General features: G+C 64.4%; 20 protein-coding genes. 12 read left to right on the top strand and 8 right to left on the bottom strand.

The window, feature by feature from the left end:
- Positions 1-312 precede the first annotated feature (312 nt).
- Complete coding sequence (locus IVB46_RS07000) at positions 313-759, top strand: SgcJ/EcaC family oxidoreductase (protein WP_157790160.1); 447 nt, start codon at positions 313-315, stop codon at positions 757-759.
- Between the two features lie 205 nt (positions 760-964).
- Here IVB46_RS07000 and IVB46_RS06995 read toward each other — a convergent pair whose 3' ends face one another.
- The 3 genes from IVB46_RS06995 to IVB46_RS06985 form a co-directional block, all read right to left on the bottom strand.
- A complete protein-coding gene (locus IVB46_RS06995) occupies positions 965-2596 on the bottom strand; it encodes an alpha/beta fold hydrolase (RefSeq protein ID WP_247309134.1) in 1632 nt (543 codons plus the stop codon).
- Between the two features lie 150 nt (positions 2597-2746).
- Positions 2747-3781, bottom strand: a complete 1035-nt coding sequence (locus IVB46_RS06990) for a neutral zinc metallopeptidase (RefSeq protein ID WP_247342314.1) — start codon at positions 3779-3781, stop codon at positions 2747-2749.
- 378 nt (positions 3782-4159) lie between these two features.
- Entirely contained in the window at positions 4160-4405 is a 246-nt protein-coding gene (locus tag IVB46_RS06985; protein WP_014493934.1) for an Lrp/AsnC family transcriptional regulator, read from the bottom strand.
- Positions 4406-4533: 128 nt separating this feature from the next.
- Between IVB46_RS06985 and thiD the strand changes: the two genes are divergently transcribed.
- From thiD to IVB46_RS06965, 4 genes are all read left to right on the top strand, one after another.
- Positions 4534-5334, top strand: a complete 801-nt coding sequence (gene thiD / locus IVB46_RS06980) for a bifunctional hydroxymethylpyrimidine kinase/phosphomethylpyrimidine kinase (RefSeq protein ID WP_071912115.1) — start codon at positions 4534-4536, stop codon at positions 5332-5334.
- 215 nt (positions 5335-5549) lie between these two features.
- Positions 5550-6362 (top strand): UDP-2,3-diacylglucosamine diphosphatase, encoded by an 813-nt coding sequence (locus IVB46_RS06975; protein WP_028153339.1) that lies wholly within the window; start codon positions 5550-5552, stop codon positions 6360-6362.
- Between the two features lie 13 nt (positions 6363-6375).
- Positions 6376-7419, top strand: coding sequence for a glycosyltransferase family 1 protein (locus IVB46_RS06970; protein ID WP_247309138.1), 1044 nt, complete (start codon positions 6376-6378; stop codon positions 7417-7419).
- Positions 7420-7483: 64 nt separating this feature from the next.
- On the top strand, positions 7484-8467 hold the full coding sequence (locus IVB46_RS06965) for a threonine/serine dehydratase (protein WP_028153337.1): 984 nt from the start codon (positions 7484-7486) through the stop codon (positions 8465-8467).
- A 275-nt stretch (positions 8468-8742) separates the two neighbouring features.
- Here IVB46_RS06965 and IVB46_RS06960 read toward each other — a convergent pair whose 3' ends face one another.
- Positions 8743-10542, bottom strand: coding sequence for a caspase family protein (locus IVB46_RS06960; RefSeq protein WP_247309139.1), 1800 nt, complete (start codon positions 10540-10542; stop codon positions 8743-8745).
- Between the two features lie 148 nt (positions 10543-10690).
- Here IVB46_RS06960 and IVB46_RS06955 point away from each other — a divergent pair, with 148 nt between their 5' ends.
- The gene (locus tag IVB46_RS06955; RefSeq protein WP_247309140.1) at positions 10691-10900 is read left to right on the top strand and encodes an RbsD/FucU domain-containing protein; all 210 of its coding nucleotides are present in this window, start codon (positions 10691-10693) and stop codon (positions 10898-10900) included.
- On the opposite strand, the gene IVB46_RS06950 is transcribed toward IVB46_RS06955, so the two are convergent.
- A complete protein-coding gene (locus IVB46_RS06950) occupies positions 10893-11276 on the bottom strand; it encodes a glyoxalase (RefSeq protein WP_247309141.1) in 384 nt (127 codons plus the stop codon). The two genes, IVB46_RS06955 and IVB46_RS06950, sit on opposite strands and share 8 nt — an antisense overlap.
- 149 nt (positions 11277-11425) lie before the next feature.
- Here IVB46_RS06950 and IVB46_RS06945 point away from each other — a divergent pair, with 149 nt between their 5' ends.
- Entirely contained in the window at positions 11426-11785 is a 360-nt protein-coding gene (locus IVB46_RS06945) for a hypothetical protein (protein WP_247309142.1), read from the top strand.
- A gap of 126 nt (positions 11786-11911) precedes the next feature.
- Entirely contained in the window at positions 11912-12682 is a 771-nt protein-coding gene (locus tag IVB46_RS06940; protein WP_247309143.1) for an SDR family oxidoreductase, read from the top strand.
- A gap of 219 nt (positions 12683-12901) precedes the next feature.
- On the opposite strand, the gene IVB46_RS06935 is transcribed toward IVB46_RS06940, so the two are convergent.
- A complete protein-coding gene (locus IVB46_RS06935; RefSeq protein WP_247309145.1) occupies positions 12902-14227 on the bottom strand; it encodes a hypothetical protein in 1326 nt (441 codons plus the stop codon).
- 75 nt (positions 14228-14302) lie between these two features.
- Here IVB46_RS06935 and IVB46_RS06930 point away from each other — a divergent pair, with 75 nt between their 5' ends.
- On the top strand, positions 14303-15499 hold the full coding sequence (locus IVB46_RS06930) for a major facilitator superfamily domain-containing protein 6 (protein ID WP_247309147.1): 1197 nt from the start codon (positions 14303-14305) through the stop codon (positions 15497-15499).
- Here the strand turns inward: IVB46_RS06930 and dgcA are convergent.
- Positions 15469-16464 carry an N-acetyl-D-Glu racemase DgcA gene (gene dgcA / locus IVB46_RS06925; RefSeq protein ID WP_247309149.1) on the bottom strand — a complete coding sequence of 332 codons (996 nt, stop codon included), beginning with the start codon at positions 16462-16464 and terminating at the stop codon, positions 15469-15471. The two genes, IVB46_RS06930 and dgcA, sit on opposite strands and share 31 nt — an antisense overlap.
- 143 nt (positions 16465-16607) lie before the next feature.
- On the opposite strand from dgcA, the gene IVB46_RS06920 reads away from it, so the two are divergent.
- From IVB46_RS06920 to IVB46_RS06910, 3 genes are read left to right on the top strand one after another with little or no spacing between them, the layout of a single operon-like run.
- On the top strand, positions 16608-17741 hold the full coding sequence (locus IVB46_RS06920) for an ABC transporter permease (protein WP_247309151.1): 1134 nt from the start codon (positions 16608-16610) through the stop codon (positions 17739-17741).
- A 2-nt stretch (positions 17742-17743) separates the two neighbouring features.
- Positions 17744-18526, top strand: coding sequence for an ABC transporter ATP-binding protein (locus IVB46_RS06915; RefSeq protein ID WP_063982229.1), 783 nt, complete (start codon positions 17744-17746; stop codon positions 18524-18526).
- 16 nt (positions 18527-18542) lie between these two features.
- Entirely contained in the window at positions 18543-19424 is an 882-nt protein-coding gene (locus IVB46_RS06910; protein WP_166090184.1) for an MlaD family protein, read from the top strand.
- 179 nt (positions 19425-19603) lie between these two features.
- On the opposite strand, the gene IVB46_RS06905 is transcribed toward IVB46_RS06910, so the two are convergent.
- Entirely contained in the window at positions 19604-25312 is a 5709-nt protein-coding gene (locus IVB46_RS06905; protein ID WP_247309153.1) for a negative regulator of septation ring formation, read from the bottom strand.
- Positions 25313-25655 lie beyond the last annotated feature (343 nt).

Here is a 25655-nt window from a genome sequence, read left to right as displayed (position 1 = left end):
GGTCAGCCGCCCAGGCGTTGACCACGGACAGAAGCATGAGTTCGGCGGCGTGACGTTCACTCGGGAGGCTTGACATCATCGGGCCCATTACAGAAGGGCGTGTATTCCTAAGGCGATAAATATCGCCCCATTAGGCCGCAGCCGCCGAGTGCCGTATTCATGTCCGCTATTGGAGAACAGGCTGACCAATTTCAAACGCCAACTCGTCGGACAGGGCAACGGTTTACGACCGCTACTGACCTTCCATACCTGTGGTGCAAGGCGAACGTTGTTCAAGTATGTTACAGAACTCGATGAAACCTGGAGGCTATGATGAAATTTCTGGCGCTGGCGTTTTGTTTCTTGTTTGGCGCTTCTGGAACGGTTGCGTTTGCGGGGCCTGCAGAAGAGGCCAACGCTGTGATCGATCAATGGTCAGCGACGTATAGTGCAAACGACCGCGACGCGCTCGTAGGTCTATACGCCCCCGACGCGGTTTTGCTTGGAACGACAAGCCCGGCAATTTCCGAAGGAACAGAGGGGATACGGAAATATTTTCAGGAATTGCCGGGAAGCGGTCGCAAGAACTCGATTGTCGAGATACGAACGCTCGTCCTCAGCGAGACATCCGTCTTGGGAATCGGATTTTACAATTTTGCTCGAGCTGCAGAGAACGATACACCCCGGCCATCACGCTTTACTTTCGTGCTTGTGAAGCGCGACGGTCGATGGATGATCGCGCACCACCATTCGTCACCGCTGTCGGCCGCGCGTCAGTAGCTGTCGGAATTTTGGGAGACATCCTGCAACGATAGCAAGCGAGTGCTCATGGCCGCTAACGGGCTCGGCCGCGGTTCGGACCGATGTCAGCTAAATGGCCCCAACTCGGACCATAAGTGGATCCGCCTTTGCGCCGCTGCCGAGCCATAGTGGACATCGAAGGGGACTGATCTACGCATCGCGATTTATGAAAACGCGCCCTAGTCTAGGGTATGTAGCGGAAGTACGCGGCTTTTTGGGGAGGCTCAGGGAAGCCCCGGATTTCAATTAGCCGTGGTGGAGGCTTGCCTTCCATAAGTAGTATCGCAAGATCGTTAAGCACATTTCGTGTTGTGGCGAACGTGTTATGATTTAGTCCGAACAGTTCATCTCCAATTAGACTGACATCAATCGTCCAAAGTCCAGGCAAAACAACTGGCCCGGCATCAGGTACATCTCCTGCGCGCGGGATACCTCCGGCAATACGCTTCGATAGCTGCAGGGCCTTGTCGTTCTTGGATGCGTAAAGTGTAAGCCCCTTAGTGACCTTTGCAACGCCGGAAATGTCTTGAACAAACATGTCTCGGTCCACATCGGGGGCGACCATAATCAGCTGCGCGATAGCCGTGGGTGATCGTGTCGCGGCGCTATTTGATAGGGCCTCAACTGCGATCAAGTTCCCCATACTGTGAGCTATCACATCGATGTCGTCATATCCGGCTTTGTAAAGATCGTCGATCACGCGAAGAAAGGCCGTGCGCGAAGCCAACGCGCTTTCTTTGTCATAGAGATAGTCCGCGATATCCCCGCGAGACGGCCATGAGAATAAGATTGTGGTGCCTCTGAACTGAAGATCCCAAGTTATCTGCGCTGCCCGGAAGACGGCGTCGCGGAATTTGGTATTGAAGCCATGGACAAACACGAGAGCCTTTTTCTTCTTCGTTGACGCTAGCGTTTTTATCCATTTCGCTTCGTCTGTTTTCTCGATGCTGCGAATAGTAAAATGCTTCGTTGGGTCAAGTGTGTCTCTTCTCAACTCAAATCCGAAGAGCTTAAGGCTCGGGGGCAATTCTATGTTTCCGATGTGGTGTCCTTCAGGCACCCGGACGCGAACGATCCCGACACTCAGATCAGGGTTGCGCTCGCCTGTGTAGCCGCTGACAGCGGTCCAGCCGTTTGAGCTGTAGACAGGAGGTCCGTCGCTTGTGAATGCGGGCTGGGGATGGCCTTCGACATCGGGGGGAGTGTCCGACTGTTTGCGGTTCGTTGCATAGAAAAACTCAACGATACGTGTGTCGATTCTGGAGTCTTGCGCTGCGCTTTCTACGGATTTGTCCGTATCTTTAGCCCCGCTCGCTGTACTTTGATTCCCTTTCTGAATCGCGCCGCCTTGGATATCCGGGTCTATTTTGGTGCCGCCGGGTTTAATCGTTGGCCTGATCGGGGCTGCTATCACGTCAAAAGGCGCGCGCCATGGCTCATCATCTGCCAGCGTGACGGGCCTAAACCTCTCGATAGAAATCCATTGAACTGAGTTGGAGTCAGTGAGGAACTTCCAGTAACTCTCATACCGTGTGTTCTGAATCAAAAAAGTCACGCTATTTGGTTCACGCTCGCGCTCCGCTGCCGATAGGCAGCCTCGTAGCCGGTCCGAAAAGCGAGCGTATCTCCCAACGAAATTTTTGGCAGCTTCCGGCTGAACAATTGCCGGCATTCGCTCTGGGGCCTTCCGCGAAAACGCTTCGCAAATTTGAAGGACGTCTCGCTCGGCGACGATCGGTTGCGCGTAGCTGCTCCCGAAGCCCGTTGCGAAAGCAATTGACCAAACAGCTAGGTATTTCAACCAATGCTGGGGCACGGCACTCCCCTCAAAATGAAAATGCAAGAGACCGGGCAGGCGTTCGTCGCGGAGTTTCTCTTCGTCCAGTGGGGGCTCCCCAGCGGGCCCCGCTCGGTAGTACGCAGTCGTCGTCGGACATCGGCTGTTGAGAGTCGGGAAGGTCGGGCCTCATTGCCGCGCTCCAGCAAAGGTGTTGCAGCTCTTCACCAATCCAGTCGCGTAACCGACATCGAACCAATGATGGCGCTGCGCAGCGCTGCCATGAGTGAACGAGTCAGGCACTACGTACCCCAAGGCACTTTTCTGCAGGGTGTCATTGCCTAGTGCTTCTGTCGTTCGAATTGCCGCTGCTATGTCGCTCGCGTTGACCTTCGCTTTCTCTTTAATTTTACGCGCCCAAATGCCGGCGAGACAATCGGCCTGCAATTCGAGACGAACTTGTAACCGGTTTCTCTCCGCCTCCGTTTCCATGCTCCCTTGAAGCTCGCGCACTTTTGGCATAATTCCCAGCAAGTTCTGAACGTGGTGTCCGATTTCGTGGGCTATCACATAGGCCTGAGGAAGTTGACAGTCGGCGCCGCTCGAATCGCAGGCGTGAAGGTCAGTCTGCATCTCTTGGAAGAACGAAAGGTCGAGGTAGACTTTCTGATCATCAGGACAATAGAATGGTCCCATGATTTTCTCGGCTAATCCGCAGGCCGCGTAGGTGGCGCTTGTGTACAGGACGAGACGGGGTGGCCGATAAGTTAGGCGATCGGATGCGAAGATTGCCTGCCAGACCTCCTCCGTGCTGCCCAGAACTCGCGAAACGAAGAGATACATTTTGTCGCGCGGTGCACCGGTCTGGTCGCCCGACTTCGCTGGAAGCTCAGCATAAAGCCACGCGGCTTGCGCGTCATCGCTACTCGTTGTTGCCGTGAATCCTTCACCGAATAGGCGAGCCCGCATGAAGCTGCCAACCTCGATCTGTTCAGTTTGAGCCACGCCATGACGTTGGTGCGGCCGGACGGTTATTGGCTCCTGATAGCCGACCGTCATTTCCGTCGGAGGATTAAAGACAACTGAACCCGGACCAATCTTGTCGACTTGGTTACGGAGGATGGCAGCGGGGTCTATCGCTGCTGGGCGAACCGCCCAGGCTAAGCCGTCTGTGCAAAGCACCCAGACAGCCACTGCTATCGAAACAAGCGGTCCTTTGGGCATTGCCGGCCCCCGGCGCTCACGATCCGTGCGAAAAGAGCATTCCAGGGTTGTATGTTCAATGAAATATTTCACACTTTGCGCGCGGCATAGGTGCAAGCGATCGGGCCGCCGAATTGTTCCTCCGCGGACCTAAGCGCGTGGGCTACGATGCAAAGGCCCCAACCACTTGGAGACTATCCGTTTTTTGACCGGACATTGGCGCGATGTCGACGCGGCCGTCATCGATGAAGCGCGTTGGGCCTTGCCAGTGCGAGAGGGTGTCGAGCGCTGGATGATGTGCGCGATGGTTAAAATCCGAAGAACTCACTTTGAGTACAATTGGTCCGCTGCGCTGTCTCGGAAGCGTACTTCCCATCCGGCCCTCTGTGAGTGCACACCCTAGCTCGCGCCAAACGCCTTGAAGGTGATGATGGTCAGGGTGTCCTGGATGCCCGGCAGCACCTGCACCTTCTCGTTGATGAAGTGGCCGATGTCGGTGTCCTTATCGACGTAGAACTTTACCAGCAAATCGTAATGGCCGGCCGTGGAGTAGATCTCGGAGGCGATCTCGGCTTCGGCAAGCGCGTTGGCGACCGTGTAGGACTGGCCGAGCTTGCATTTGATCTGGACGAAAAAAGGAACCATTGCAGTCACTCCGAAGCTTATCTGGCGGCTAATAGGCCAAAATCGGCCGGATTTAGCAAGCGAACTTGCGGGCCACCGGGGTGCGCGCTAGGACGGGCGATGGTCTCAAAAACGCGGAAAATCGCCCCATGACGACGCCCGTGGCGCTCACCATCGCCGGCTCCGATTCGAGCGGCGGCGCCGGCATCCAGGCCGACCTGAAGACCTTTGCCGCGCTCGGCGTCTATGGCGCCTCCGCGATCACGGCCCTGACCGCGCAGAACACGCGCGGCGTCACCGGCATCCACGCGGTGCCCGCCGACTTCGTCACCGCGCAGATCGATGCCGTGTTTTCCGATCTCGAGGTCGGCGCGGTGAAGATCGGCATGGTGGCGCAGGCCGCCAGCATCGATGCGATCGCAGCGGCGCTGTCGCGCTGGAAGCCCGAGCATATCGTGCTCGATCCCGTGATGGTCGCAACCTCCGGCGATCGCCTGCTCGCCGCGGAGGCGGTGGAAGCCCTGCGCAAGAAACTGATGCCGCTGGCGTCGGTGATCACGCCTAATCTGCCCGAGGCCGCGGCTCTGCTCGACGAGCCCGTCGCGACACGCGAGGCCGAGATCGAGAGCCAGGGACGCCGGCTGCTGGCGCTGGGCTGCCGCGCGGTCCTGATCAAGGGCGGGCACGGCGAGGGCGCCGAAAGCATCGACTATCTCGTCGAGGCCGAGAACACGATCGCGCTTGCGGCGCCGCGCGTCGCCACCCGCAACACCCACGGCACGGGGTGCTCGCTGTCCTCGGCCGTCGCGGCGGGGCTTGCCAGGGGCGAGGATCTCGAGCGCGCCGTGCGGAACGCCAAGGCCTGGATCAGCGCAGCGATCGCGGCCGCCGACCGCTTCAGCGTCGGCCACGGCCACGGGCCGGTCCATCATTTCCACAAATTTTACTGATCCGGGCCGCCAGCGGCGCGCGGGACCGCTGCCGTTAACCTGATCAGCCATCGGTTCCGGGGTCTTGCGGAGGCCGTTGCGGCGTCATGTCGCCTGATTGTCGCATGCGACTGATATTCGCGGGACGGGCGAGGCGAGGTTTGATTCGTATCCGAGGGTGCCTCAAAGGTTCATTGGTCATCCCCCTGTCACGGGATATTGTTACAGGCTGTCGCATGGGAAGTTACGATGTGAGTGACGAGAGCCCTGAAAGGCGCTTTCGCACGTTGTTCATCTCCGACGTTCATCTCGGAGCCCGCGGTTCTCAAGCCGACCTGCTGCTCGACTTCCTGCGATACCACGATGCCGACACGATCTATCTCGTCGGAGACATCGTCGACGGCTGGGCGCTGAAATCGAGCTGGCACTGGCCGCAATCGCATAACGACCTGGTCCAGAAGCTGCTGCGCAAGGCGCGCAAGGGCGCCAAGGTCATCTACATTCCCGGCAATCACGACGAGTTCCTGCGCAACTATTACGGCACGCATTTCGGCGGCATCGACGTGGTCGAGAACACCGTCCACACCGGCGTGGACGGCAAGCGCTATCTCGTTATCCACGGCGACATCTTCGACCTCGTGGTGCAGAACGCGCGCTGGCTCGCCCATCTCGGCGACAAGGCCTATGACTTCGCGATCCAGATGAATCGCTTCGTCAACTTCTTCCGGCGCATGTTCAAGGTGCCCTATTGGTCGCTGTCGCAATGGGCCAAGCAGAAGGTCAAGAACGCCGTCAACTATATCGGCGCGTTCGAGCAGGCGCTCGCCGCCGAGGCGCGGCGCCACGACGCCGACGGCGTGATCTGCGGCCACATCCACTACGCCGTGATCCGCGACGAGGGCGGCATCCGCTACATGAATTGCGGCGATTGGGTCGAGAGCTGCACGGCGCTGGTCGAGCATGACGACGGTCATTTCGAGATCATCACCTGGGCGGATCAGGCGCGGAAGCCGGCACAGGTCCCGCAGGTCGCAGCCAGAGCTGCATAACAAGGGCCCCTTGATGCGCATCCTGGTCGCGACCGACGCCTGGCACCCGCAAGTCAACGGTGTGGTTCGGACGCTGACCAAGCTCGCTGACGCCGCCAAGGGGCTCGACGTCGAGTTCACGTTCCTGACGCCGCAATCGTTCCGCACCTTCGCGATGCCGAGCTACCGCGACGTGCGGCTCGCCATGCCGCGCCCGGCGCGAATCGCGAAGCTGATCGAAGAGGCGCGCCCCGACAGCATCCACATTGCGACGGAGGGGCCGATCGGCCTGATGGTCCGCCGCTACTGCCGCCAGCGCAAGCTGCCGTTCACGACCAGCTTCCACACCCGCTTTCCCGAATATGTCCGCGCCCGCGTGCCGGTTCCGGAATCCCTGATCTGGCGGGCGCTGCGCCGATTTCACGCGCCCAGCCGCGCCGTGATGGCGGCAACGCCGGCGCTCGCCCGCGAGCTTGGCGAACGCGGCTTCGACAACGTCGTGCTGTGGCCGCGCGGCGTCGACACCAGCCTGTTCCACCCCCGTGGGATCGACCTCTGCCTGCCGGCGCCGGTGTTTCTCTCGGTCGGCCGGGTTGCGGTGGAGAAGAATCTCGAGGCGTTTCTCGATCTCGATCTGCCCGGCACCAAGGTGATCGTCGGCGACGGCCCGGCGCGGGTCGCACTGGAAGAAGCCTATCCGGATGCGATCTTCCTGGGCGAGAAGCACGGCGAGGCGCTGGCGGCAATCTATGCGGCGGCCGACGTGTTCGTGTTCCCCAGCAAGACCGACACGTTCGGCCTGGTCCTGCTGGAAGCGCTCGCCAGCGGCCTGCCGGTTGCGGCGTTCCCGGTGAAGGGCCCCCGCGACGTGATCGGCGATGCACCGGTCGGCGCCCTCGACCACGATCTGCGCAACGCCTGCTTCGCTGCGCTCGACGTGTCCCGGCAGGACTGCGTCGAATTTGCCGCCAATTACACCTGGGAGGCCTCGGCGAGGGCTTTCGTCGATAGCATCAGGGCGGTCGGAGCGGTGCTTCCAGGCAGGAATGGGGCGGAGCCGGTTAGTTTCGTAGCCTGAAAACCAAGGTTCATCGCGCGCAGGTGTCTTGCCCCGCGCCTCGTCCGGCGCGATAACATTAGGCATGACCGAACAGCTCCTCCCGATCGGCCCTGCCGATATCGATGCAGCAGCACGCGTGATCGCGCCCTTCGCCATCCGCACCCCGCTGTTGTCCTTTCCCGTGCTCAACGAGCGCGTCGGCGCAAAGGTCTTCCTGAAGCCGGAGATGCTCCAGCGCACCGGCTCCTTCAAGTTCCGCGGCGCCTTCAACAAGGTCGCCTCGATCCCGCAGGATAAGCGCGCCGGCGGCGTCGTCGCGTTCTCGTCCGGCAACCACGCCCAGGGCGTGGCGGCGGCTGCCAAGATCCTCGACATGCACGCGACCATCGTGATGCCCGCGGATGCGCCGCTGTCGAAGCGCGAGCGCACCAAATCCTATGGCGCCGAGGTGGTGCTGTACGATCGCGATCGCGACGACCGCGAGGCGATCTCGCGCGGCATCGCCGAGAAGCGCGGCGCGACGCTGGTCAGGCCCTATGACGATCCGTTCGTGATCGCGGGGCAGGGCACCGCAGGTCGCGAAATCGCGGAGGACATGGCTGCGCTCGGCCTCAGTCCCGACATCGTGGTGGCGCCGGCCTCCGGCGGCGGCCTGATCGCGGGTGTCGCCACGGCCGTGAAGGCGCGCTATCCGCTCGCCGAGATCGTGGTGGCCGAGCCCGAGGCGTTCGACGATCACGGCATTTCGCTGACCGCCGGCCACCGCGAGCCGCATGGGCCTGCGGGCCGCACCATCTGCGATGCGCTGATGGCCCTGATCCCCGGCGAGATGACCTTTGCGATCAACAGCAAGCTCTTGGCGCGCGGCGTGACGGCATCCGACAAGGAAGTCGGCGCTGCCGTGGCGTTTGCCTATCGCGAGTTGAAGCTCGTGGTCGAGCCAGGCGGTGCTGTCGGTCTTGCCGCGCTGCTTGCGGGACGTCTCGACGTCGCCGGGAAGAACGTCGTCATCGTGCTCTCCGGCGGCAATGTCGATGCGGATCTGTTTGCCGAACTGGTGGCCTGAGAGCGGTTTCCCCGTAGCCCATCCTTCGAGACGCCCGCTTCGCGGGCTCCTCAGGATGAGGTCGGAATGCGCGGCAGAAGTTTCAACCGGCACCGATGCTGATGAGCCTCATCCTGAGGAGACCGCGAAGCGGTCGTCTCGAAGGACGAGGCGCGCGCTCGGGCCGCGCCACGAGGTAAGGACTGGCTGCAGTCGAGCTGATCGTGTCTATTCCTCGGCATGAAGAAGGGGCAGAGCGTCACCGCTCCGCCCCTTTGTCGTTTCGCTTGTGGCGATCAGCGCATGAAGCCGCGGTGATTGTTGCCGCTGCCCATGGAGGGCGCCTGGTTCATCGACTGCCGGAAGTTGTTGCCGCCGTTGTTGACCACACGGTTGGTCGCATTGAATTGCGGGCGGTTGTTCTGCTGGTTGTTCTGGACCTGCACCTTGTTCACCGGGTTGTTGTTGAGCTTCACGCCGTTGTTGACGCGGATCGGGTTGTTCTGCGTCTGAACGACCGGCTTCGTATCGACAGTCGTGCCACCCTTGCCGACATTCACCGGCATGCTGACGATCTTGCCAGGCGTGCCTTTGGTCGTACCGTTATTATTGCTGCCGCCGCTCTGCGTATTGTTGGTCGCGGGCAGCGTCACGATCTTGCCCGTGCCGCCATTGGTGTTGGTCGGCGCAGGCAGGGTGACGATCTTGCCCGGGGTCTGCGACGGCGTGCCGTTCGGCTGGTTGTTGCCCGCCGGCAGGTTGACGACCTGACCGCCATTGCCGAGCTTGCCGATGACGTTGCTGTCCACCGGCTTCTGCACGACCGGCAGATTGCCATTCATCTGCCCACCGCCATTGCCCTGCTGCATCAGCGGCATGTATTTGGGCTGGCCGAGATTGCCGACCTTGAACGTCGGAGCAATGTTCTGCGGCGCCAGGAACTTGGTCGCCTGCATCAGGGGGATCAGCTTTGGCTGCACCTGGAGCTTCAGCGCGGATTGCGCATAGGAGCTGTTGCCGTAGCTGTCATAGAAGCTCTTGTAGCCGAGCGGGGAGTTCGCGAGCACCGCCTTGTGCCAGGCCTGCGTGATCAGCAGGTTCGAGAGCAGCCAGCGGATGTGGTCGCACAGCGGGTCGTGCGGGTACATCTGGATGAACTCCTGATAGTACTCCGGACGTCCCTCGGACACGACGTAGTCATAGGCCTGGCGCGTCGAACGGCTCGGCAGGTTGGAGGCCACCTGCACGACCGACGCATTCACCGGCGCGCGGGTGGCGGCGACGGCGGTGTCGCCGAAGAAGGTGAAGTCCGAGGTCAGCGACGAGCTTTCCCACGGGATCTGCGCGCCGCTGGTGGTCTGGTTCACTTCGAGGCGCACGCGCTTGAACAGCTGCTCGATCGGCACGTTGGGTTCGCGCGCGACGTTGAGGAAGGCCTGGGTGTAGGGGCTGTGGCCGTTGGTGCCGTCCTGTGCTTCCGCACCCGGCGCGGTCGAGTAGCCGACGATCGAGCCGTTCGGCGCATCGACGATGGCCAAGCCGCGGCCGGCGTCGTTGACATCAGGGAACGGATTGTTGCGGCAGGCATCGAGGATGACGATGCGCATGCGGCTTGGGATCGTCTCCAGCGTCGACATCACGTCGACCAGGCGCACTGAGTTGCTCACGAGCTCGGTGGGGTTCGAAACCTTGGCATCGACAGGAACGAGATAGTTCTCGCCGGCGAGCTGCACGCCGTGACCGGCGTAGTAGACCATGGCGACAGTGTTCGGACCCCGCGCGGAAACCTTGGCGGAAAAGTCCTGGACGACGCGGAGCATGTCGTTCTGGGTCAGGTCGGTCGCGGCGACCACCTCGAAGCCGGCGGAGTTCAGAAACTGCGCCATCGACTCCGCGTCATTGTCGGGATTTTGGAGCTGCGGCGCGTTCTTGTAGTTGGAATTGCCGATCACCAGCGCGAGCCGCTGCTCCGGCCCTTGCAGCGCGGTCGGGGCAGGCTGGGCCGGGGCGACTTGCGCGGAAGCAGGGCCGCAGGCGAAGCCGAACAGGCTTCCCACGAGGCTAGCCGTCATCAGGAAAGGCTTTAGGCGGAACATGGCGTGCTCCTCTGGCACTCATCTCGATGCGAGATTGGTTGCGAGGAAGCCTGGCCGCGTTCGAGCCCGTGGTCCGTGATCGCAATCACCGTGGTAAGCTGCGTGATCTGAATCACGCTTCGGAACCGATCCCGATCCGGTGCGCGTGATGGCGCCGGTCGACGATCCCGATCGCGTTCCCGACGTGCAGCGCGCGGTGCTGGCGGAAATCGAGCGCGCGGTTGGCCGCGCCGTCAGTCCCGGCAAGCTCTCGCGCCCGGAAATCTATCGCGCGGCGGCGGCGGGGTTTGGTGTCGTGCAGGTCGGCGACAGCAGGGGGTATGGATGCTTCCTGATCCGGAAGGGCGTGATCAGCTAGGGCGATGCATCAGCTCTGACGGCCAGCCGATCCTGACGAGAAGACCGTCAGGTCCGTTGATGCCCACCTCATACATCCCCCATTCGCGGTGACGCAGCACGCCACCGGGGCGGATGATCAGATCGTCCACGCGCGCGGCGATGGCCTCGACGTGGGGCGTGCGAATGAAGACGCCGAAGGGATTGTGCTCGGGCACGCGCCACGGGCCATCGCCGGCTTGCGTGAGATGCACCTCGCAGCCCCAACCGGTCATGATCACGTAGTCGGCGTCACCGCCCGCGCGCGCAAAGCCGAGGCGTTCCCAGAACGGAATCGCTGCGGCAAGGTCGTTGCTGGGAACGATGGCGAATGCGCCGACGGGCGGGGTTTCAGACATCCGCTCACTCCGGAATATGCAAATTTCACGCGCAGCCCTCATGCTGCGCTAAGCGAGCTTATCGGGAGAAGCCAATGAGTCGAAGCGGCGAAAAGTCTCGCACTCGGATTTGAATGGCCTTCTCGCAAGCGCCTGTCTATGGTCGGTTCATGTCGCGCCTTATGTGTCTATCTATTGCTGTCATCCTGTCCCTGCTGCCCGCCGTCGCGCCGGCTGCATCAGTTCAAAAACGCCCCAAACAGGCCTGGCATGGCTACGGCTTCCTGCCGGGCTATCGCCAGCCGCTGAGCAACAGCATTCCGCTCTACAAGCAGAAGGAAGCGATGCGGCGCCTGTCGCGCAGCGATCGCCGTCATTGGTACATCGATCCGGTCCCGCAGTATTACGGCTGGGATGGCGAATGGCGCTATTTCGGCCGGCCCGGCTTCGGCGGCGGCCGCTACAATGGCGGCAGCTTCGGTCCGTGCTGGACGCGGACCCCGATCGGCGCGGTCTGGAACTGCGGCTGATCGGCCTCGCATCGCTTCGTGCGACAGATTTCAATCGTAACCGAATCCGGTTCGGCTGAAACCGGGCTGTCTTTCCGGTGTCCTAGCTCTTGTCCGGACCTTGCGGTTTCGGATGGAGTTATTGGCATGAATGATCGGTTCAGGGATAAAGTCGTCATCGTTACCGGCGCCGGCAGCGGCATCGGCGCCGCAGCCGCAAGGCGCTTTCACGGCGAAGGCGCCATTGTCGTGCTGAACGGGCGCCGGGAGGTCAAGCTGGCTGAAGTCGCTGCCGAACTCGGCACCGATCGCTGCATGATCCGATCCGCCGACGTTTCGATCGTCGCAGATGTCGAGCGCCTGGTCGCCGACGTGGTCCTTCAATTCGGCAGGATCGACATTCTCGTCAACAATGCCGGGACGGGCGCACTGATCGATTTCCTGGGCTCGCCGGTCCAGCTGTGGCGAGATCTCTTCGCGGTCAATGTCGACGGTGTCCTCTACATGACGCGCGCCGCGCTTCCGCACCTGATCGAAAGCGGCGGCTCGATCGTCAACGTGTCGTCTCTCAGCGGGCTTGGCGGCGATCGGGGCTTGAGCTTCTACAACGCCACGAAGGGGGCCGTCAGCAATCTGACACGCAGCCTGGCGCTCGACTTTGGCCCGAGAGGCGTGCGCATCAATGCGGTGTGCCCATCATTGACCCTCACCGACTTGACGACGCCGATCATGGAGCAATATCCGGAATTGTTCGCGAAGCTGGTGGAACGTATCCCCCTGGGGCGCGGAGCCCGGTCCGAGGAAGTTGCGAGCGTCATCGCATTTCTCGCAAGCGACGACGCCAGCTTCGTGAATGGGGTGAACCTGCCGGTCGACGGCGGCGTCGACGCATCGACCGGGCAGGCCCCCTTCGCGTAGCGCGGTTAGGTTTGCGAGAGCACCCGTGCAACAGCCTGGGTCCCGGCTCTGCGCCGCAACGCGTGCGCGTTGCAGCTTGTCCGGGACACGAGAGAGGGTGCGGTGATTCACCTTGCTCCGTCATTGCGAGCGCAGCGAAGCAATCCAGAATCTCTCCGCGGAAAGACTCTGGATTGCTTCGCTGCGCTCGCAATGACGATGTGGAGAGCGCGCGCCCCCTTACGAGAAGAACGCGATCTTCTCGGCCTGGGTCATGCGGCGGATTGGCGCCATGGGGTCGTTGGCCGCCGCGCGGGGCTTTTGCAGGATGCCGCTGGCGAGGATGGTGGCGCCGAGCGAGGGCTCGGGCAAGGAGGCGGACAAGGGCGAGGGCATCGGAAGCGTCGCGGTCGGGGCAGCACCGAATGTCGCGGCGGCCGCCATGGCCGGGGCCGGCTGCTCCATCACTTCGGCGGCGGCCTCCGCAATGGCGTCGGTGAGGCGCGCGAGCGAGTCCATCGCGATCGGTGCGTCTTCGGCGGGCTCCTCCGCGACTGCGGTGACGGCCGGCTCGGCTGCGACCGGCTCCGGAAGCTCTGCTGCAATCGGGGCTGCGACCTCCGCGGCCATCGGCTCCGGAATGGCCGCTTCCAGCTCGACCGGTTCGGTGATCTCGTCGAACTCCGGATCGGGCGCGGCCATTTCCAGCGCGATGGCATCGAGTATGGCTTCGTCCTCGGCTTCCGCGGCCGCGTCGAGCGAGACCCCGTCAGTCACCTCTGTGAAGGCGGCGGCCTCTGCGACCTCCTCTTCGGGGCCGACGTGATTGCCGGCGATGAGCTCCGGCTCGGTGGCGACGTCGATTGCCTCCTCGCCAACGGCGCGTGCTTCGGCGACGCTGGCCTCGACCGCTGCTTCGGGCGCGGGAGTCGCTGCGATGTCCTGCGGCGCCTCCGTAAAAGCCACCGGTGCTTCGGTGGCCATCGCAGCAGGCGCGGGATGCACCGCCGCTTGCGGCGCTGTGTCGCCGTCACCATCAAGCTGCTCGACCCGATCCCTGAGCAAATCGAATGCGGCCTTGAGCTCGGCGCGGGGGTCGATGGTCGATAGCTGGCCGCAAGCGGCCTCGATGGAGGCGAGCTGCGAATCAATGAGATCGCAGATTCGCCCGTCGGCGCCGATCTCGCGCCAGCGCCAGGAGATCTCCTTGATGATGCGCACGCCGCGCGGAATCGGCGCGAGGCTGGCCTCGATCGCCGCAGGATCGAAGGCGGCGATCGCGATGGTCTCGGCTTCGCGGATGGCGCGGCGGATCTCGACCAGCGCCTCGGGCAGGCGATCCTCGACGACCGGTAGTCGCTGTGCCGCAAGGGTTTCTTCGATTTTCGCGACCGCATCGAGCACCATGCGGGTATCCGCATTGCGGTTGCGCTTGGCATATTCGCCGAGGAACCAGCGGCCGCGCGCGGTCTCCATGAAGGCTTCGCGGATCGCGTCGTAATCCTGCTCGTTCGGCTCGGCCGCACGGGCAGACATAGGCGAGAGGGCGAATGCTTCGTTGGCCATGACAATCTCGTCGCGCAAATCACTACGCGTTACTGTAACGATCACCACGATATCGACCGAATCGCAATTGGTTTGATGGCAGGCGAATCACAAATCCCCACGCAAGCCGCCGTGAAGCGGCGATTCGCCGTGAGTCTGGCGCTGTTCTATTCGGCGGTCTTCGCGGTGTCCGGCACGCATCTGCCGTTCTTTCCGCTCTGGCTGAAGGCGATCGGCATCGACGCAAGCTGGATCGGCCTCATCAATGCGCTGCCGGCGATCACGCGCTTCACCACGCTGCCGCAGATCACCGCCCTTGCCGAAAGACGACATGCCATTCGCGCCGGCATGATGGTGTCGGTGCTGGCAACCGCGATCGGGTTCACAGCGGTCGGCTTGCAGCAGCAGCCGCTGGCGCTGTTCCTGATCTATGCGCTGACCTGTATGATGTGGACGCCGACGACCCCGCTGACCGATGCCTATGCGCTGCGCGGCGTCGCCCGCTACGGGCTCGACTACGGACCGTTGCGGCTGTGGGGCTCGGCGGCCTTCGCCGCGGGCTCGCTCGCCTGCGGCTTTCTCGTCGACCACATCGCGGCGCGCGATCTGATCTGGATCATCGTCGCGTGGGCCGTCGTTGCGGTCGCCGCCAGCCTGCTGCTCCAGCCGCTCGACGATGTCAGGCGAAGGACGACGGAGACGCATGCCGGCAAGGCCTTGCTGCGCGATGGCGGCTTCTGGGCCGTCATCGCGTCGGCCGCGCTGATCCAGGGCAGCCACGTCGCCTATTACACGTTCTCGGCCATCAACTGGCAGCTCCATGGCTTCGGCGGGCTGACGATCGCGGGCCTCTGGACGCTGGGTGTGATCGCCGAGATCGTCGTCTTCGCGCTGTCGCCGCGGTTCTCGCTGCATCCGTCCACGCTGATCGCAATCGGCGGCGTGAGCGCCGTGGTGCGCTGGATCGTCACCGCGCAGGAGCCGCCGCTGGCGCTGCTCGTGATCGTGCAGCTCGGCCACGGCCTTACCTTCGGCATGACCATCGTCGGCACAATGAACCTTCTGGTGCAGCGCGTGCCATCGCATCAGATCGCGCGGGGGCAGGGCTATTATGCCGCGTGCAACGGGTTGCTGGGTGCAGCGACGTCGATCGCGTCAGGTGCGATCTACGCCCGCATCGGCGACAGCTTGTACTACGTCATGGCAGCGATGGCCGCGGCCGGCGCGCTCGTGATCTGGTCGGCGCGGCATCGGCTCAAGGCTCATCCCCAGAGCGAGGTATCAGGCGGATAGACCAGACTGTCGTCGTAGCGCAGCCCGTGATCGCGATCGCGCGCCAGCAGCAGTGGGCCGTCGAGATCGACGAAGCGCGCCTGCGGCGTCACCAGCATTGCGGGTGCCATCGACAGCGAGGTCGCGACCATGCAGCCGATCATGATCTCGAAGCCGAGCGCCTGCGCCGCGTCGGCCATCGCGAGCGCCTCGGTGAGGCCGCCGGTCTTGTCGAGCTTGATGTTCACGGCGTCGTAGCGCTCGCGGAGCGGCGCGAGCGAAGGGCGGTCATGCACGCTCTCGTCGGCGCAGACCGCGAGCGGCCGCTTGATCCGCGCCAGCGCGCCATCCTTCCCGGCCGGCAGCGGCTGCTCGACCAAGGTGACGCCGACGGCGTCGCAGGCGGCGAGATTCTGCTCCAGATTGGCCTCGGTCCAGGCCTCGTTGGCATCCACGATCAGTTCGGATTCGGGGGCGGCCTTGCGAACCGCCGCGATCCGCTGCGGATCGCCGTCGCCGCCGAGCTTGATCTTGAGCAATGGCCGGTGCGCGGCCCTGGCCGTCGCCGCCGCCATCGCCTCGGGGGTGCCCAACGAAATCGTGAAGGCGGTGGTGCGCTCGCCCGGCACCGGGCGGTCCAGCAGGTTCCAGGCCCGCAGGCCGGTCGCCTTGGCCTCGAGGTCGATCAGGGCGCAATCCAGCGCGTTACGGGCCGCTCCCGGCGGCATGGCGGCTTGCAGGGCCTCTCGCGAGAGGCCGCCCGCGACGGCCGCCTGCATGGCCTGGATGGCCGCAAGGGTCGCCTCGGGGGTCTCGCCATAGCGCGGATAGGGGACGCATTCGCCGCGGCCGGTGAGGCCGTTCCGGCTCACTTCGGCCACGACGGTCACGGCCTCGGTCTTGGCGCCCCGGCTGATGGTGAAACTGCCGGCGATGGGAAATCGCTCGATTCGCGCCGCGAGGGCCGGAACTTTGCTGGAAGTCATTTTGAACTCTGGCGAAATCTGAACCTGCTAGTTACCTCTAGCAACTAACATTAACCAGTTGGGGATACCTTCTCCGGGTAAGGGCGTGTGCACAACCATCTGATTCTATCCGTTTCTCGCGCCCCAGCACGGGAGCGGAGACCTTGAGCGGCGATCCGAAGCTGGAACGGATTGCCAAGGGCAACGCGCTGGCACTCTGCGCCACCGGAACCTGGACCGCGAGCTTCGCGCCGGTCCTGGAGCGGATGGTGGCTGACGCCGAGAAGCTCGCCGGCAGTTCGCAAAGCATCTTCATCGACGTCTCCGAGGTCGCCAAGCTCGACACCTTCGGCGCCTGGCTGATCGAGCGGCTGCGCCGCAGCCTGACCCAGGGCGCCGTCGAGGCGCAGATCGCGGGGCTCTCCGCCAATTATTCGAGCCTCGTGGACGAGGTGCGGCGGGTCAGGGCGACGCCGGTCGTCGACAGCAGCGCGGTCACCATCACCGGCATGCTGGAGCAGATCGGCCGGGCCATGGCCGGGGTCGCCGGCACGGTTGCGGGCCTCGTCGACATGCTCGGCGCGGTGCTCGCGGCGGGGTTTCGCGTGTTGATCCACCCGCGCTCGTTCCGCCTGACCTCGACCGTGCACCACATGGAGCAGGTCTGCTGGCGCGCGGTGCCGATCATCGTGCTGATCACGTTCCTGATCGGCTGCATCATCGCCCAGCAGGGCATTTTTCATTTCCGCAGGTTCGGCGCCGACATCTTCGTCGTCGACATGCTCGGCGTGCTGGTGCTGCGCGAGATCGGCGTCCTCCTGGTCGCGATCATGGTCGCGGGGCGCTCGGGCAGCGCCTACACGGCCGAGCTCGGCTCGATGAAGATGCGCGAGGAGATCGACGCGCTGCGCACGATGGGTTTCGACCCGATCGAGGTCCTGGTGCTGCCGCGCATGCTGGCGCTGGTGCTGGCGCTGCCGATCCTCGCCTTCCTCGGTGCCATGGCCGCGCTTTATGGCGGCGGCCTCGTCGCCTGGCTCTATGGCGGCGTCGATCCCGAAGCCTTCCTGCTGCGCCTGCGCGACGCCATCTCGATCGACCATTTCATCGTCGGCATCGTCAAAGCACCGGTGATGGCGGCCGTGATCGGCATCGTCGCCTGCGTCGAGGGGCTCGCCGTGCAGGGCAGCGCGGAATCTCTCGGACAGCACACCACGGCCTCCGTGGTGAAGGGCATCTTCTTCGTCATCGTCATGGACGGCGTGTTCGCCATCTTCTTCGCCTCGATCGGGATGTGACGATGGCGCAAGAAACTCAAAACGCGATTCAAGATCCGATCATCCGCGTTCGCGACATCACCGTGCAGTTCGGCGCGACGCGCGTGCTCGACGGCCTCAACCTCGACGTCAAGCGCGGCGAAATCCTCGGCTTCGTCGGCCCATCCGGTGCCGGCAAGTCGGTGCTGACGCGCACCATCATCGGCCTCGTGCCGAAGGTCGCGGGCTCCATCGAGGTGTTCGGCGTCGACCTCGATTCCTCCAGCACCTCGCAGCGCCGCAGCGTCGAGCGCCGCTGGGGCGTGCTGTTTCAGCAGGGCGCGTTGTTCTCCTCGTTGACCGTGCGGCAGAACATCCAGTTTCCGATGCGCGAATATCTCCGGGTCTCGCAGCGGCTGATGGACGAGATCACACTGGCCAAGCTCACCATGGTCGGGCTCAAGCCGGAAGTCGCGGATCGCTTTCCCTCGGAACTGTCGGGCGGCATGATCAAGCGCGTGGCGCTGGCGCGCGCGCTGTCGCTCGATCCGGATCTCGTGTTCCTCGACGAGCCGACCTCGGGCCTCGATCCGATCGGCGCCGGCGATTTCGACGAGCTGGTCAGGACGCTCCAGCGTACTTTGGGCCTGACCGTTTTCATGGTAACGCACGACCTCGACAGCCTTTACACAGCCTGCGACCGCATCGCCGTTTTAGGGAACGGTAAGATCATTGCGGCAGGGTCGATCGCCGACATGCAGGCCTCGCAGCATCCCTGGCTGAGACAATATTTCCACGGCAAGCGCGCCCGTGCGGTGATGGGCTGAGGTGCCGGAGTAGCTGATGGAAACGCGGGCCAATTACGTACTGATCGGATCGTTCACGCTGGCGGTGATCGCCGCGGCGATCGGCTTCGTGCTGTGGTTCCAGTCGCTGCACACCACCAAGCAGCGCAGCCCCCTGCGCGTCGTGTTCGAGGGCCCGGCGGCGGGCCTGCGCAACGGCGGCAGCGTCAACTTTAACGGTATCCGGGTAGGTGAGGTGGTCTCAGTGAAGCTCGACAACCCGCGGCGGGTTGTCGCACTCGCCATGGTCGAGAACAACACCCCGCTCCGCAAGGACACCCTGGTCGGCCTCGAATTCCAGGGCCTGACCGGCGTCGCCGCGATCTCGCTCAAGGGCGGCGAGGAGGCGGCGCCTCCGCCGCCGCTCGATGAGGACGGCATCCCGTCGCTGACGGCCGATCCCAACAAGCTCCAGGACGTCACCGAGGCGATCCGCGGCACGCTCCAGAACATCAACAAGATCGTCGCGGACAACCAGGAGTCGGTGAAGAACTCGCTGAAGAACCTCGAGACCTTCACCAACTCGCTCGCGCGCAACTCCGAGAAGATCGACGGCGTGATGGCCAAGGTCGACGGCGTCATGCACAAGGCCGACAGCCTCATGTTCGGCCTCAACACGCTCGCCGGCGGCAAGGACGGCGGCGAGCTGTTCCAGGCGGTGAAGTCGATCCGCGAGCTGGCCGAGGATTTCGACAAGCGCTCCGGCGCATTGATGACCGACGGCCGCCGCACGCTCGGCGACATCAGCCGCGCCGTGAACAATTTCGATCGCAACCCGACCCGCGTGCTGTTCGGCGCCAGCAACAGCGCGCCAGCGGCCGCGCCGCCGCCGGCCGAACCGCCGAGGCCGGCGCCCGCCGCGAGCGGCAGGCGGCAGTAGGCGTTTAGTACACGGACGTCACCTCGTCATTGCGAGCGTAGCGAAGCAATCCAGATCGTCTCCGCGGAAGCAGTCTGGATTGCTTCGTCGCAAGGACTCCTCGCAATGACGGGCTCAAATAAAAACGGAGGCCGTGAGGCCTCCGTTCTCATTCGCTATTCGTTGTCGCTACGGGCTGATCACCCGAGCCGACCCGCGGCGTGTGCGAGCAGGGTGTAGACCAGACCCGTCTCCGAGGTCAGGTGGCTGCGCAACTCCTGCGGACCACGGCCGTCGCGGGCGACTTCGTCGAGCAGACGCTCGAACTCGGCGACGTAGCGGTCGACCGTGCCCTTGAAGTTGCGGTCGGCGCGGTACTTGCGGGCGACCTCGTCAAAGGCCTTCTGGCCGGCGGGCGTGTAGAGGCGCTTGGTGAAGGCCTTGTTCTCGCCGCGCTGGTAGCGGTCCCACATCTCGGCGGCGAGGTTGCGGTCCATCAGGCGGCCGATGTCGAGCGACAGCGACTCCAGCGGATTGCTGCCACCCTGCGGAGCCTGCGGCTGCGGCGCGGGTGCCGCGCGGCCACGTGGGGCCTCACGTCCGGTCGGAGCACCCTGGTTGGCGTCCGTGCGGTTCAGGAGGTCCGACAGCCAGCCGTCGCGGCCCTGGTCGTTGCCCGCGGGCGCGACCGGCGGCGCTTCGGTGCGGCGCGAGGAGGCGGGCATGCCGAGGTCCGGCGGCGGCAGCGTCGAGGCGCTGCCGGTGTCGCGGCCGCGCGTCTCGGTGTTGCGCGTGCCGACGGCTGCCAGCAACGGCTCTTCCTGGCGCTGCGCGCTGGCGCGGCCCGTCGTGGAGACGTCGAGGCCACGGCCATGCTGGGCCACGATGCGGTTGAGCTCGGCGAGGGCCTCGATCTGGTCGACGATCACCTTGCGCATCTGCGCAGTGCTCTCGGCGGCCTCCTGCGGCATCTCGAGCACGCCGCGGCGCAGCTCGTTGCGGGTGGCTTCGAGCTCGTTGTGCATCTCGAACGCCATCTGCTTCATGCTGGAGACGAGGTTGGTGAACTTCTCGGTCGACTGCTTGAACATCGTATCCGCCTCGTCCGTGGTCTGGCGGTAGATGTCGTGCATGGCCTCGATGGTCTGGCGGTGCTCCTCCTCGGACGCCACGCGCACCGCCTCGAACTGGCGGGTGATCGCGGCGGAACCTGCGCCGGCGGTCTCCGCGACGACGCGGGCGATGTCGCGGGCACGCTCTTCGGCGGCTGCCAGCGATTCATCGAGCAGGCCGGTGAAGCGCGACAGACGCTGGTCGAGATCGGCCGTGCGCAGGTCGATGGTCGTGACGAGCGATTCCAGCGCCTGCTTGCGTTCGGCGAGGGAAGCGGTGGTGTTCTTGTTGCTCACCTCGACGACCTGCGCGGCCTCGACCAGCGCCTTGCCGTGCGCGTCGAACTGGGTCGACAGCTCGCCGAGGTCCTGCAGCGCCCGCGTGGTCTTCGTATTGAAGACGTTGAGCTGGTCTTCCAGGTTCTGCGTCGCAGCGCCGTTGCGCGAGGTGACGTCGTTCATCGCCGAGACGAAGTCGGCGACGCGCGTCACCAGCGCCCGCTCGAGCGAGTTGAGGTTGTCGTGCGCACCGGTCAGCACCTCCTGGAGCAGGATGTTGCCTTCGCGCAGACGCTCGAACAGGGCCACCGTGTCGGTACGCAGGATCTTGCTGGTCTCCTGCATCTCGGTGACGGCCGCAATCGAGACCTGGCGCGACTGGTCGATCGCCGAGCGGGAGGCCTGCTCGAGGTCCTTGAGCGACTTGCCGACCGCGCCCGTGGCCATCTCGCTCGCCGCGTTGATGGTGCGGGCGACTTCGGAGCCGTTGCCCATCATCGTCTGCGAGAACGCATGACCGCGTGTCTCGATCGACTTCAACGCATCCGAGGTGACGCGGTCGATGTCGAGCGTGAGCTGGCTGGTCTTCGAGCCGATCGCATCGACCAGCGCGCCGCGCTTGGAGTCGATCATGTTCGACAGACGGTCGGCCTGCTGCTGCACGTAGGTGACGATCTCGTCGGTCTTGCCGGTCATGGCCTGGCCGAAGCTGCTGCTGGCGGCGAGCACCGAACGCTCGACGTCGGCCGAGCTCGACTTGACGCGCGAGCTTGCCTCGTTGGAGGCGTTGATCAGCGCGTTCTGGGCGTTGAGCGCGCTGGTCTGGATGTCGTTGGTGGCGTTGGTCGTCGCCGTGCTCAATACGCGCTCGATCTCGGTCGAGATCGTGCGGATCTGGCTTGCGGCATCCGCCGACGTCGACGTCAGCGAGGTCTGCGCCTCACGCGCGCTGTTGAGGATGGTCGAGGCGGTGTCGGCGCCGACCGAGGTCAGCGTGCGCTCGATGTCCGTGGTCAGCGACTTGATCTGGCTTGCCGCGTCCGTCGAGGCGGTGATCAGCGTGCCCTGGGCCTCGCGCACGCCGCTGGTGAGCGCCTCGATGGTGGCGCCGCCGGCGGTCGCCAGCGCGCGCTGCATCTCGGCCGCCAGCGAACGGACCTGGCTGGTCTGTTCGGCCGAGACGGAGAGCAGGGTGCTCTGGGCGTCGCGGGCGCTGGTCGTGATCGTCTCGGCGGTCGACTGGCCGACCTGCGAGAGCGACCGATGCACTTCGACCGCGAGCGACTTGACCTGGGTCGCCGCATCCGAGGACGCGTTGACGAGCGTGGTCTGGGCTTCGCGGGCGCCGGTCATGATGGTCTCGGCCGTCGAGGTGCCGGCCATCGAGAGCGAGCGCTGCACGTCCGAGGACAGCGCCTTGATCTGGTTGGCGGTCTCGGTCGAGGCCGCGATCAGCGCGCTCTGCGCATCGCGGGCGCCGGCGGTGATCGATTCCGCCGTGGTGGCGCCGGCCAGCGACAGCGAACGCTGCACGTCGGCGGTGAGGGTCTTGACGTGGTTGGCCGCGTCCGAAGACGCCGTGACGAGCGTGGTCTGCACCTCGCGGGCGCCGGCCAGGATCGAGGCCGCGGTGGCAGAACCGGCCGCCGACAGCGTGCGTTCGACGTCGACCGCGAGCCCCTTGATCTGGTTGGAGGCATCGCCCGAGGCCGCGACCAGGGTCGACTGCGCCTCGCGGGCGCTGCTCAGGATCGAGTTCGCAGCACCGGTGCCGACCGCGGTCAGCGCGCGCTCGACCTCGGTGGAGGTCATCTTGAGCTGGGCGTTGACGTCGGAGGAGACCGTCATCAGCGACTGCTGGGCGGTGCGCGCACCGGTCTGGATCGTTTCGCTGGTGTTGACGACGAGGTTGGTGAGCGAGCGTTCGGCGTCCTCGACATGCGAGCGGATCGCGGTCGAGATCATCTCGGCGCGGGACATCATGTCCTCGCTGGCCTGACGGCCGCTGCTCTCGATGCGGCCGGCGACGGCTTCGACACGCGAGCCGAGCAGGTCCTCGAACTGCGCTACGCGCACGTCGATGTCGTTGGCGACCGAGCCGACCTTGGTCTCGATAGCCTGGTGGATGTCCTGGAAGCGCGCCGTGACCGTGTCGGTCAGGTGCGTGCTGCGGCCGTCGATCATCTCGGCGACGCCGGTGATGCGGCGGTCGACCGCCTCGATCGCCTGCGCGGTGCCGTCCGTGAGCGTCGAGGTCAGGAGGGTGAGGCGCGTGTCGATCGACTGCACGGCCTGCGAGGCGCCATTCGTCACCGCAGTCGTCAGGTAGGTGAGGCGCGTGTCGATGGATTCGAGCGCCTGCGAGGCGCCGCCCGAGAGCGTCGTCGTGAGGTGCGTCAGCCGCGTATCGATCGACTGGATGGTCTGCGATGCGCTATCGGTGAGCGAGGTCGCGAGATAGTTGAGGCGCGTATCGATCGTCTCGATGGCCTGCGATGCGCCGTCAGTGAGTGACGTCGTGAGGTGGGTGAGGCGGGAGTCGATCGACTGGATCGCCTGCGCGGCACCGTCGGTCAGCGACGAGGCGAGGGTGTTGAGGCGTCCGTCGATGGTTTCGGTCACCGACTTGGCGCGGGTGTCGAACGACTGTTCGAGCGCGGCGACGCGGCCGACGAGCTGGTCGTCGAAGGTCTTGATGTGGCCTTCGATCGTGCCGTCGAGGCTGACGATCTTGTCGTTCAGCGAGGCGTCGAGGTTGGTGACACGTTCGCCGACCGTGGTCTCGAACTGCACCAGGCGCTGGTCGAGCACGGCCGTGATCGCCCCGCCGTTCGAGGTGAAGCGGGTATCGAAATTGTCGACATAGGTCTTCAGGCTCTCGGCGATGTCCTGGGTGCGCTGGCCCATGCGATCGACGATATCACCGCCGAACGTCTTCACGGTGCGGTCGAACTCGGAGATGTGGCGGGTGATCAGCGCGCCGAGCGTGCCGGAGTCGCGGGCGAACCTCTCGACCAGCTCGGTGCCCTGGTTCTTCACCAGCTCGTCGAACGCGCTCATCTGCAGCGACAGCGAGTCGTGCGCGGTCTCGGTCTGGCTGACCACCTTGGCGACGAGCGTGTTGACGGTGGCGTCGAGCGCCTCGCTCGCCTTGTCGCCGGAGGTCATGATGTGGCCGGCGAGCCGGTTGCCGGCATCGTCGATCTTGGCGGAGAGGTCGTTGGAGCGTAGCTCGAGCTCGAGCAGCAGCGAGTCCGACGAATTCTTCAGGCTGTCGTGCACCTGCTCGGTGCGCTCGGAGATGCCATCGACGATCGCGGCGGAGCGCTGCTCGAACTCGCCGGTGATGCGGTCGATACGCTCGTTCAGCATCTCGTGGACGCGGTCGGCGAGGTCGACGAACTCGTCGTGGACGTGGCCGGTCTTGAAGTTGAGGCTGGTGGTCAGCCGCTCGCTGGCGTCGAGCACGGCGCGCGTGGTCTCGTTGCTGGCCTCCTCGAGGCGGTCGAGCAGGTCGCCGCCGCGCTCGCCGAGCGCGAGGATCATGTTGTCGCCGGCGTTGCTCAGTGCGCCCGTGATGTGGGCGCCGCGCTCTTCCAGCGCGCCGGTGATGCTCTTGGCGACCTCGTCGACGCGCGAGGCGATCGCGTCCGAGATCAGCGCGATGTCGTGGCGCAGATCGATCTGCACGCCGGAGATGGCGCTGCGGACCTGCTCGGCCTGGCCGACCAGATTGTCGCGCTGGTGCGCGATGTCCTGGAGCAGCGAGCGGATGCGCACTTCGTTGTCGGAATAGGCGCGCTCGAGCGCCGCAACCTCGTTGGCGACCAGCGTCTCGAGCTCGCCGGCGCGCGCGATGGCGCGCTCGATGCCGTCGCCCATCGCCGCGACCTCGCGGCGGATGGCCTGGCCGACGGTGACCATGGAATCGGACGCCGAGCCCTCGGGCTCGGAGAAGCGGATCGCGACCTGCGCCATCGCCTGCGCGATCATGCGCATTTCCTGGCCGCGCCAGACCAGGCTCGCCAGGAAGTAGAACAGCATGATCGGCGCGAAGAACATCGCGATCAGGCCGGCGATGACGAGCACGCCGCCGCTCTGGCCCATGGCAGCCTGGATCGAGGGCAGGAAGCCGACGGTGAGCGCGGCGCAGGCTGCGAGCCAGACGCCGGCGAAGATGGTGGCGAAGGTGTAGACGCTGCGGGCAGGGCGGCCCTTCTGAAGCGCCTGGAGCAACTGGCCGATGGTCTCGCGGTCGTCGTTGGCGGCACGGCGCGAGCTGCGCGGCTCCTCGATCGTATCGAACACGGTGGTGCGCTCGTTGGCGGCAGGACGCGGCTCGAAGGTCGGCTCGTCGAAGATCGGGGGAGCCGGCGGCCCCACCGGAGACGACGTTTCGTTGCGCATCGAGGCGTTGCGGCTGGTGTCCGCGGCCGTGTCGCTGATGTTCAGGGCTTCCTGGATCGCAGAAAGCGCAACTTCTGTCGGGTCTTTGACCTTTTTCGGAGTGTTCGCCATGTTCAGTCCGAGCCCTCGTTACTTGTACGCGTCCCCCCGCGAGCCCAGCGCGCTACGCAAGCCCACAGACCGGATCATGCCGCTTACGCGGATTCCCAGCCGTCCCCACCCGGACGGCTTGTCCGCCAATTTCCGCAACATCCTATTGGCAGAGCGTCGCGAATGAAATGCCCGGGATTAAGACAATCTTAATCATCGTTAACAGGATAGCGCCGTAACGCCTTAGCAATAAATGGAATTCTCCACCGGACTCGCCGGATTGCGGCAACTTTTCGTCAATAAACAGGCGGATTTGCGTAAAACGGCCCAAACACTTCGTTAACCATTTCCATGCTTCGGTGGG

This window comes from Bradyrhizobium sp. 61 (genome assembly GCF_023073075.1).
In the GTDB taxonomy this organism is placed as follows: Bacteria; Pseudomonadota; Alphaproteobacteria; order Rhizobiales; family Xanthobacteraceae; genus Bradyrhizobium; species Bradyrhizobium barranii.
This window is presented reverse-complemented; position numbering and strand designations above follow the sequence as displayed.

Bases quoted from the DNA above. Each gene is read 5' to 3' on its own strand.
- IVB46_RS07000 (WP_157790160.1), top strand. From the start codon at position 313: ATGAAATTTCTGGCGCTGGCGTTTTGTTTCTTGTTTGGCGCTTCTGGA.
- IVB46_RS06990 (WP_247342314.1), bottom strand. From the start codon at position 3,781: ATGCCCAAAGGACCGCTTGTTTCGATAGCAGTGGCTGTCTGGGTGCTT.
- IVB46_RS06985 (WP_014493934.1), bottom strand. From the start codon at position 4,405: ATGGTTCCTTTTTTCGTCCAGATCAAATGCAAGCTCGGCCAGTCCTAC.
- thiD (WP_071912115.1), top strand. From the start codon at position 4,534: ATGACGACGCCCGTGGCGCTCACCATCGCCGGCTCCGATTCGAGCGGC.
- IVB46_RS06975 (WP_028153339.1), top strand. From the start codon at position 5,550: ATGGGAAGTTACGATGTGAGTGACGAGAGCCCTGAAAGGCGCTTTCGC.
- IVB46_RS06970 (WP_247309138.1), top strand. From the start codon at position 6,376: ATGCGCATCCTGGTCGCGACCGACGCCTGGCACCCGCAAGTCAACGGT.
- IVB46_RS06965 (WP_028153337.1), top strand. From the start codon at position 7,484: ATGACCGAACAGCTCCTCCCGATCGGCCCTGCCGATATCGATGCAGCA.
- IVB46_RS06960 (WP_247309139.1), bottom strand. From the start codon at position 10,542: ATGTTCCGCCTAAAGCCTTTCCTGATGACGGCTAGCCTCGTGGGAAGC.
- IVB46_RS06955 (WP_247309140.1), top strand. From the start codon at position 10,691: ATGGCGCCGGTCGACGATCCCGATCGCGTTCCCGACGTGCAGCGCGCG.
- IVB46_RS06950 (WP_247309141.1), bottom strand. From the start codon at position 11,276: ATGTCTGAAACCCCGCCCGTCGGCGCATTCGCCATCGTTCCCAGCAAC.
- IVB46_RS06945 (WP_247309142.1), top strand. From the start codon at position 11,426: ATGTCGCGCCTTATGTGTCTATCTATTGCTGTCATCCTGTCCCTGCTG.
- IVB46_RS06940 (WP_247309143.1), top strand. From the start codon at position 11,912: ATGAATGATCGGTTCAGGGATAAAGTCGTCATCGTTACCGGCGCCGGC.
- IVB46_RS06935 (WP_247309145.1), bottom strand. From the start codon at position 14,227: ATGGCCAACGAAGCATTCGCCCTCTCGCCTATGTCTGCCCGTGCGGCC.
- IVB46_RS06930 (WP_247309147.1), top strand. From the start codon at position 14,303: ATGGCAGGCGAATCACAAATCCCCACGCAAGCCGCCGTGAAGCGGCGA.
- dgcA (WP_247309149.1), bottom strand. From the start codon at position 16,464: ATGACTTCCAGCAAAGTTCCGGCCCTCGCGGCGCGAATCGAGCGATTT.
- IVB46_RS06915 (WP_063982229.1), top strand. From the start codon at position 17,744: ATGGCGCAAGAAACTCAAAACGCGATTCAAGATCCGATCATCCGCGTT.
- IVB46_RS06910 (WP_166090184.1), top strand. From the start codon at position 18,543: ATGGAAACGCGGGCCAATTACGTACTGATCGGATCGTTCACGCTGGCG.
- IVB46_RS06905 (WP_247309153.1), bottom strand. From the start codon at position 25,312: ATGGCGAACACTCCGAAAAAGGTCAAAGACCCGACAGAAGTTGCGCTT.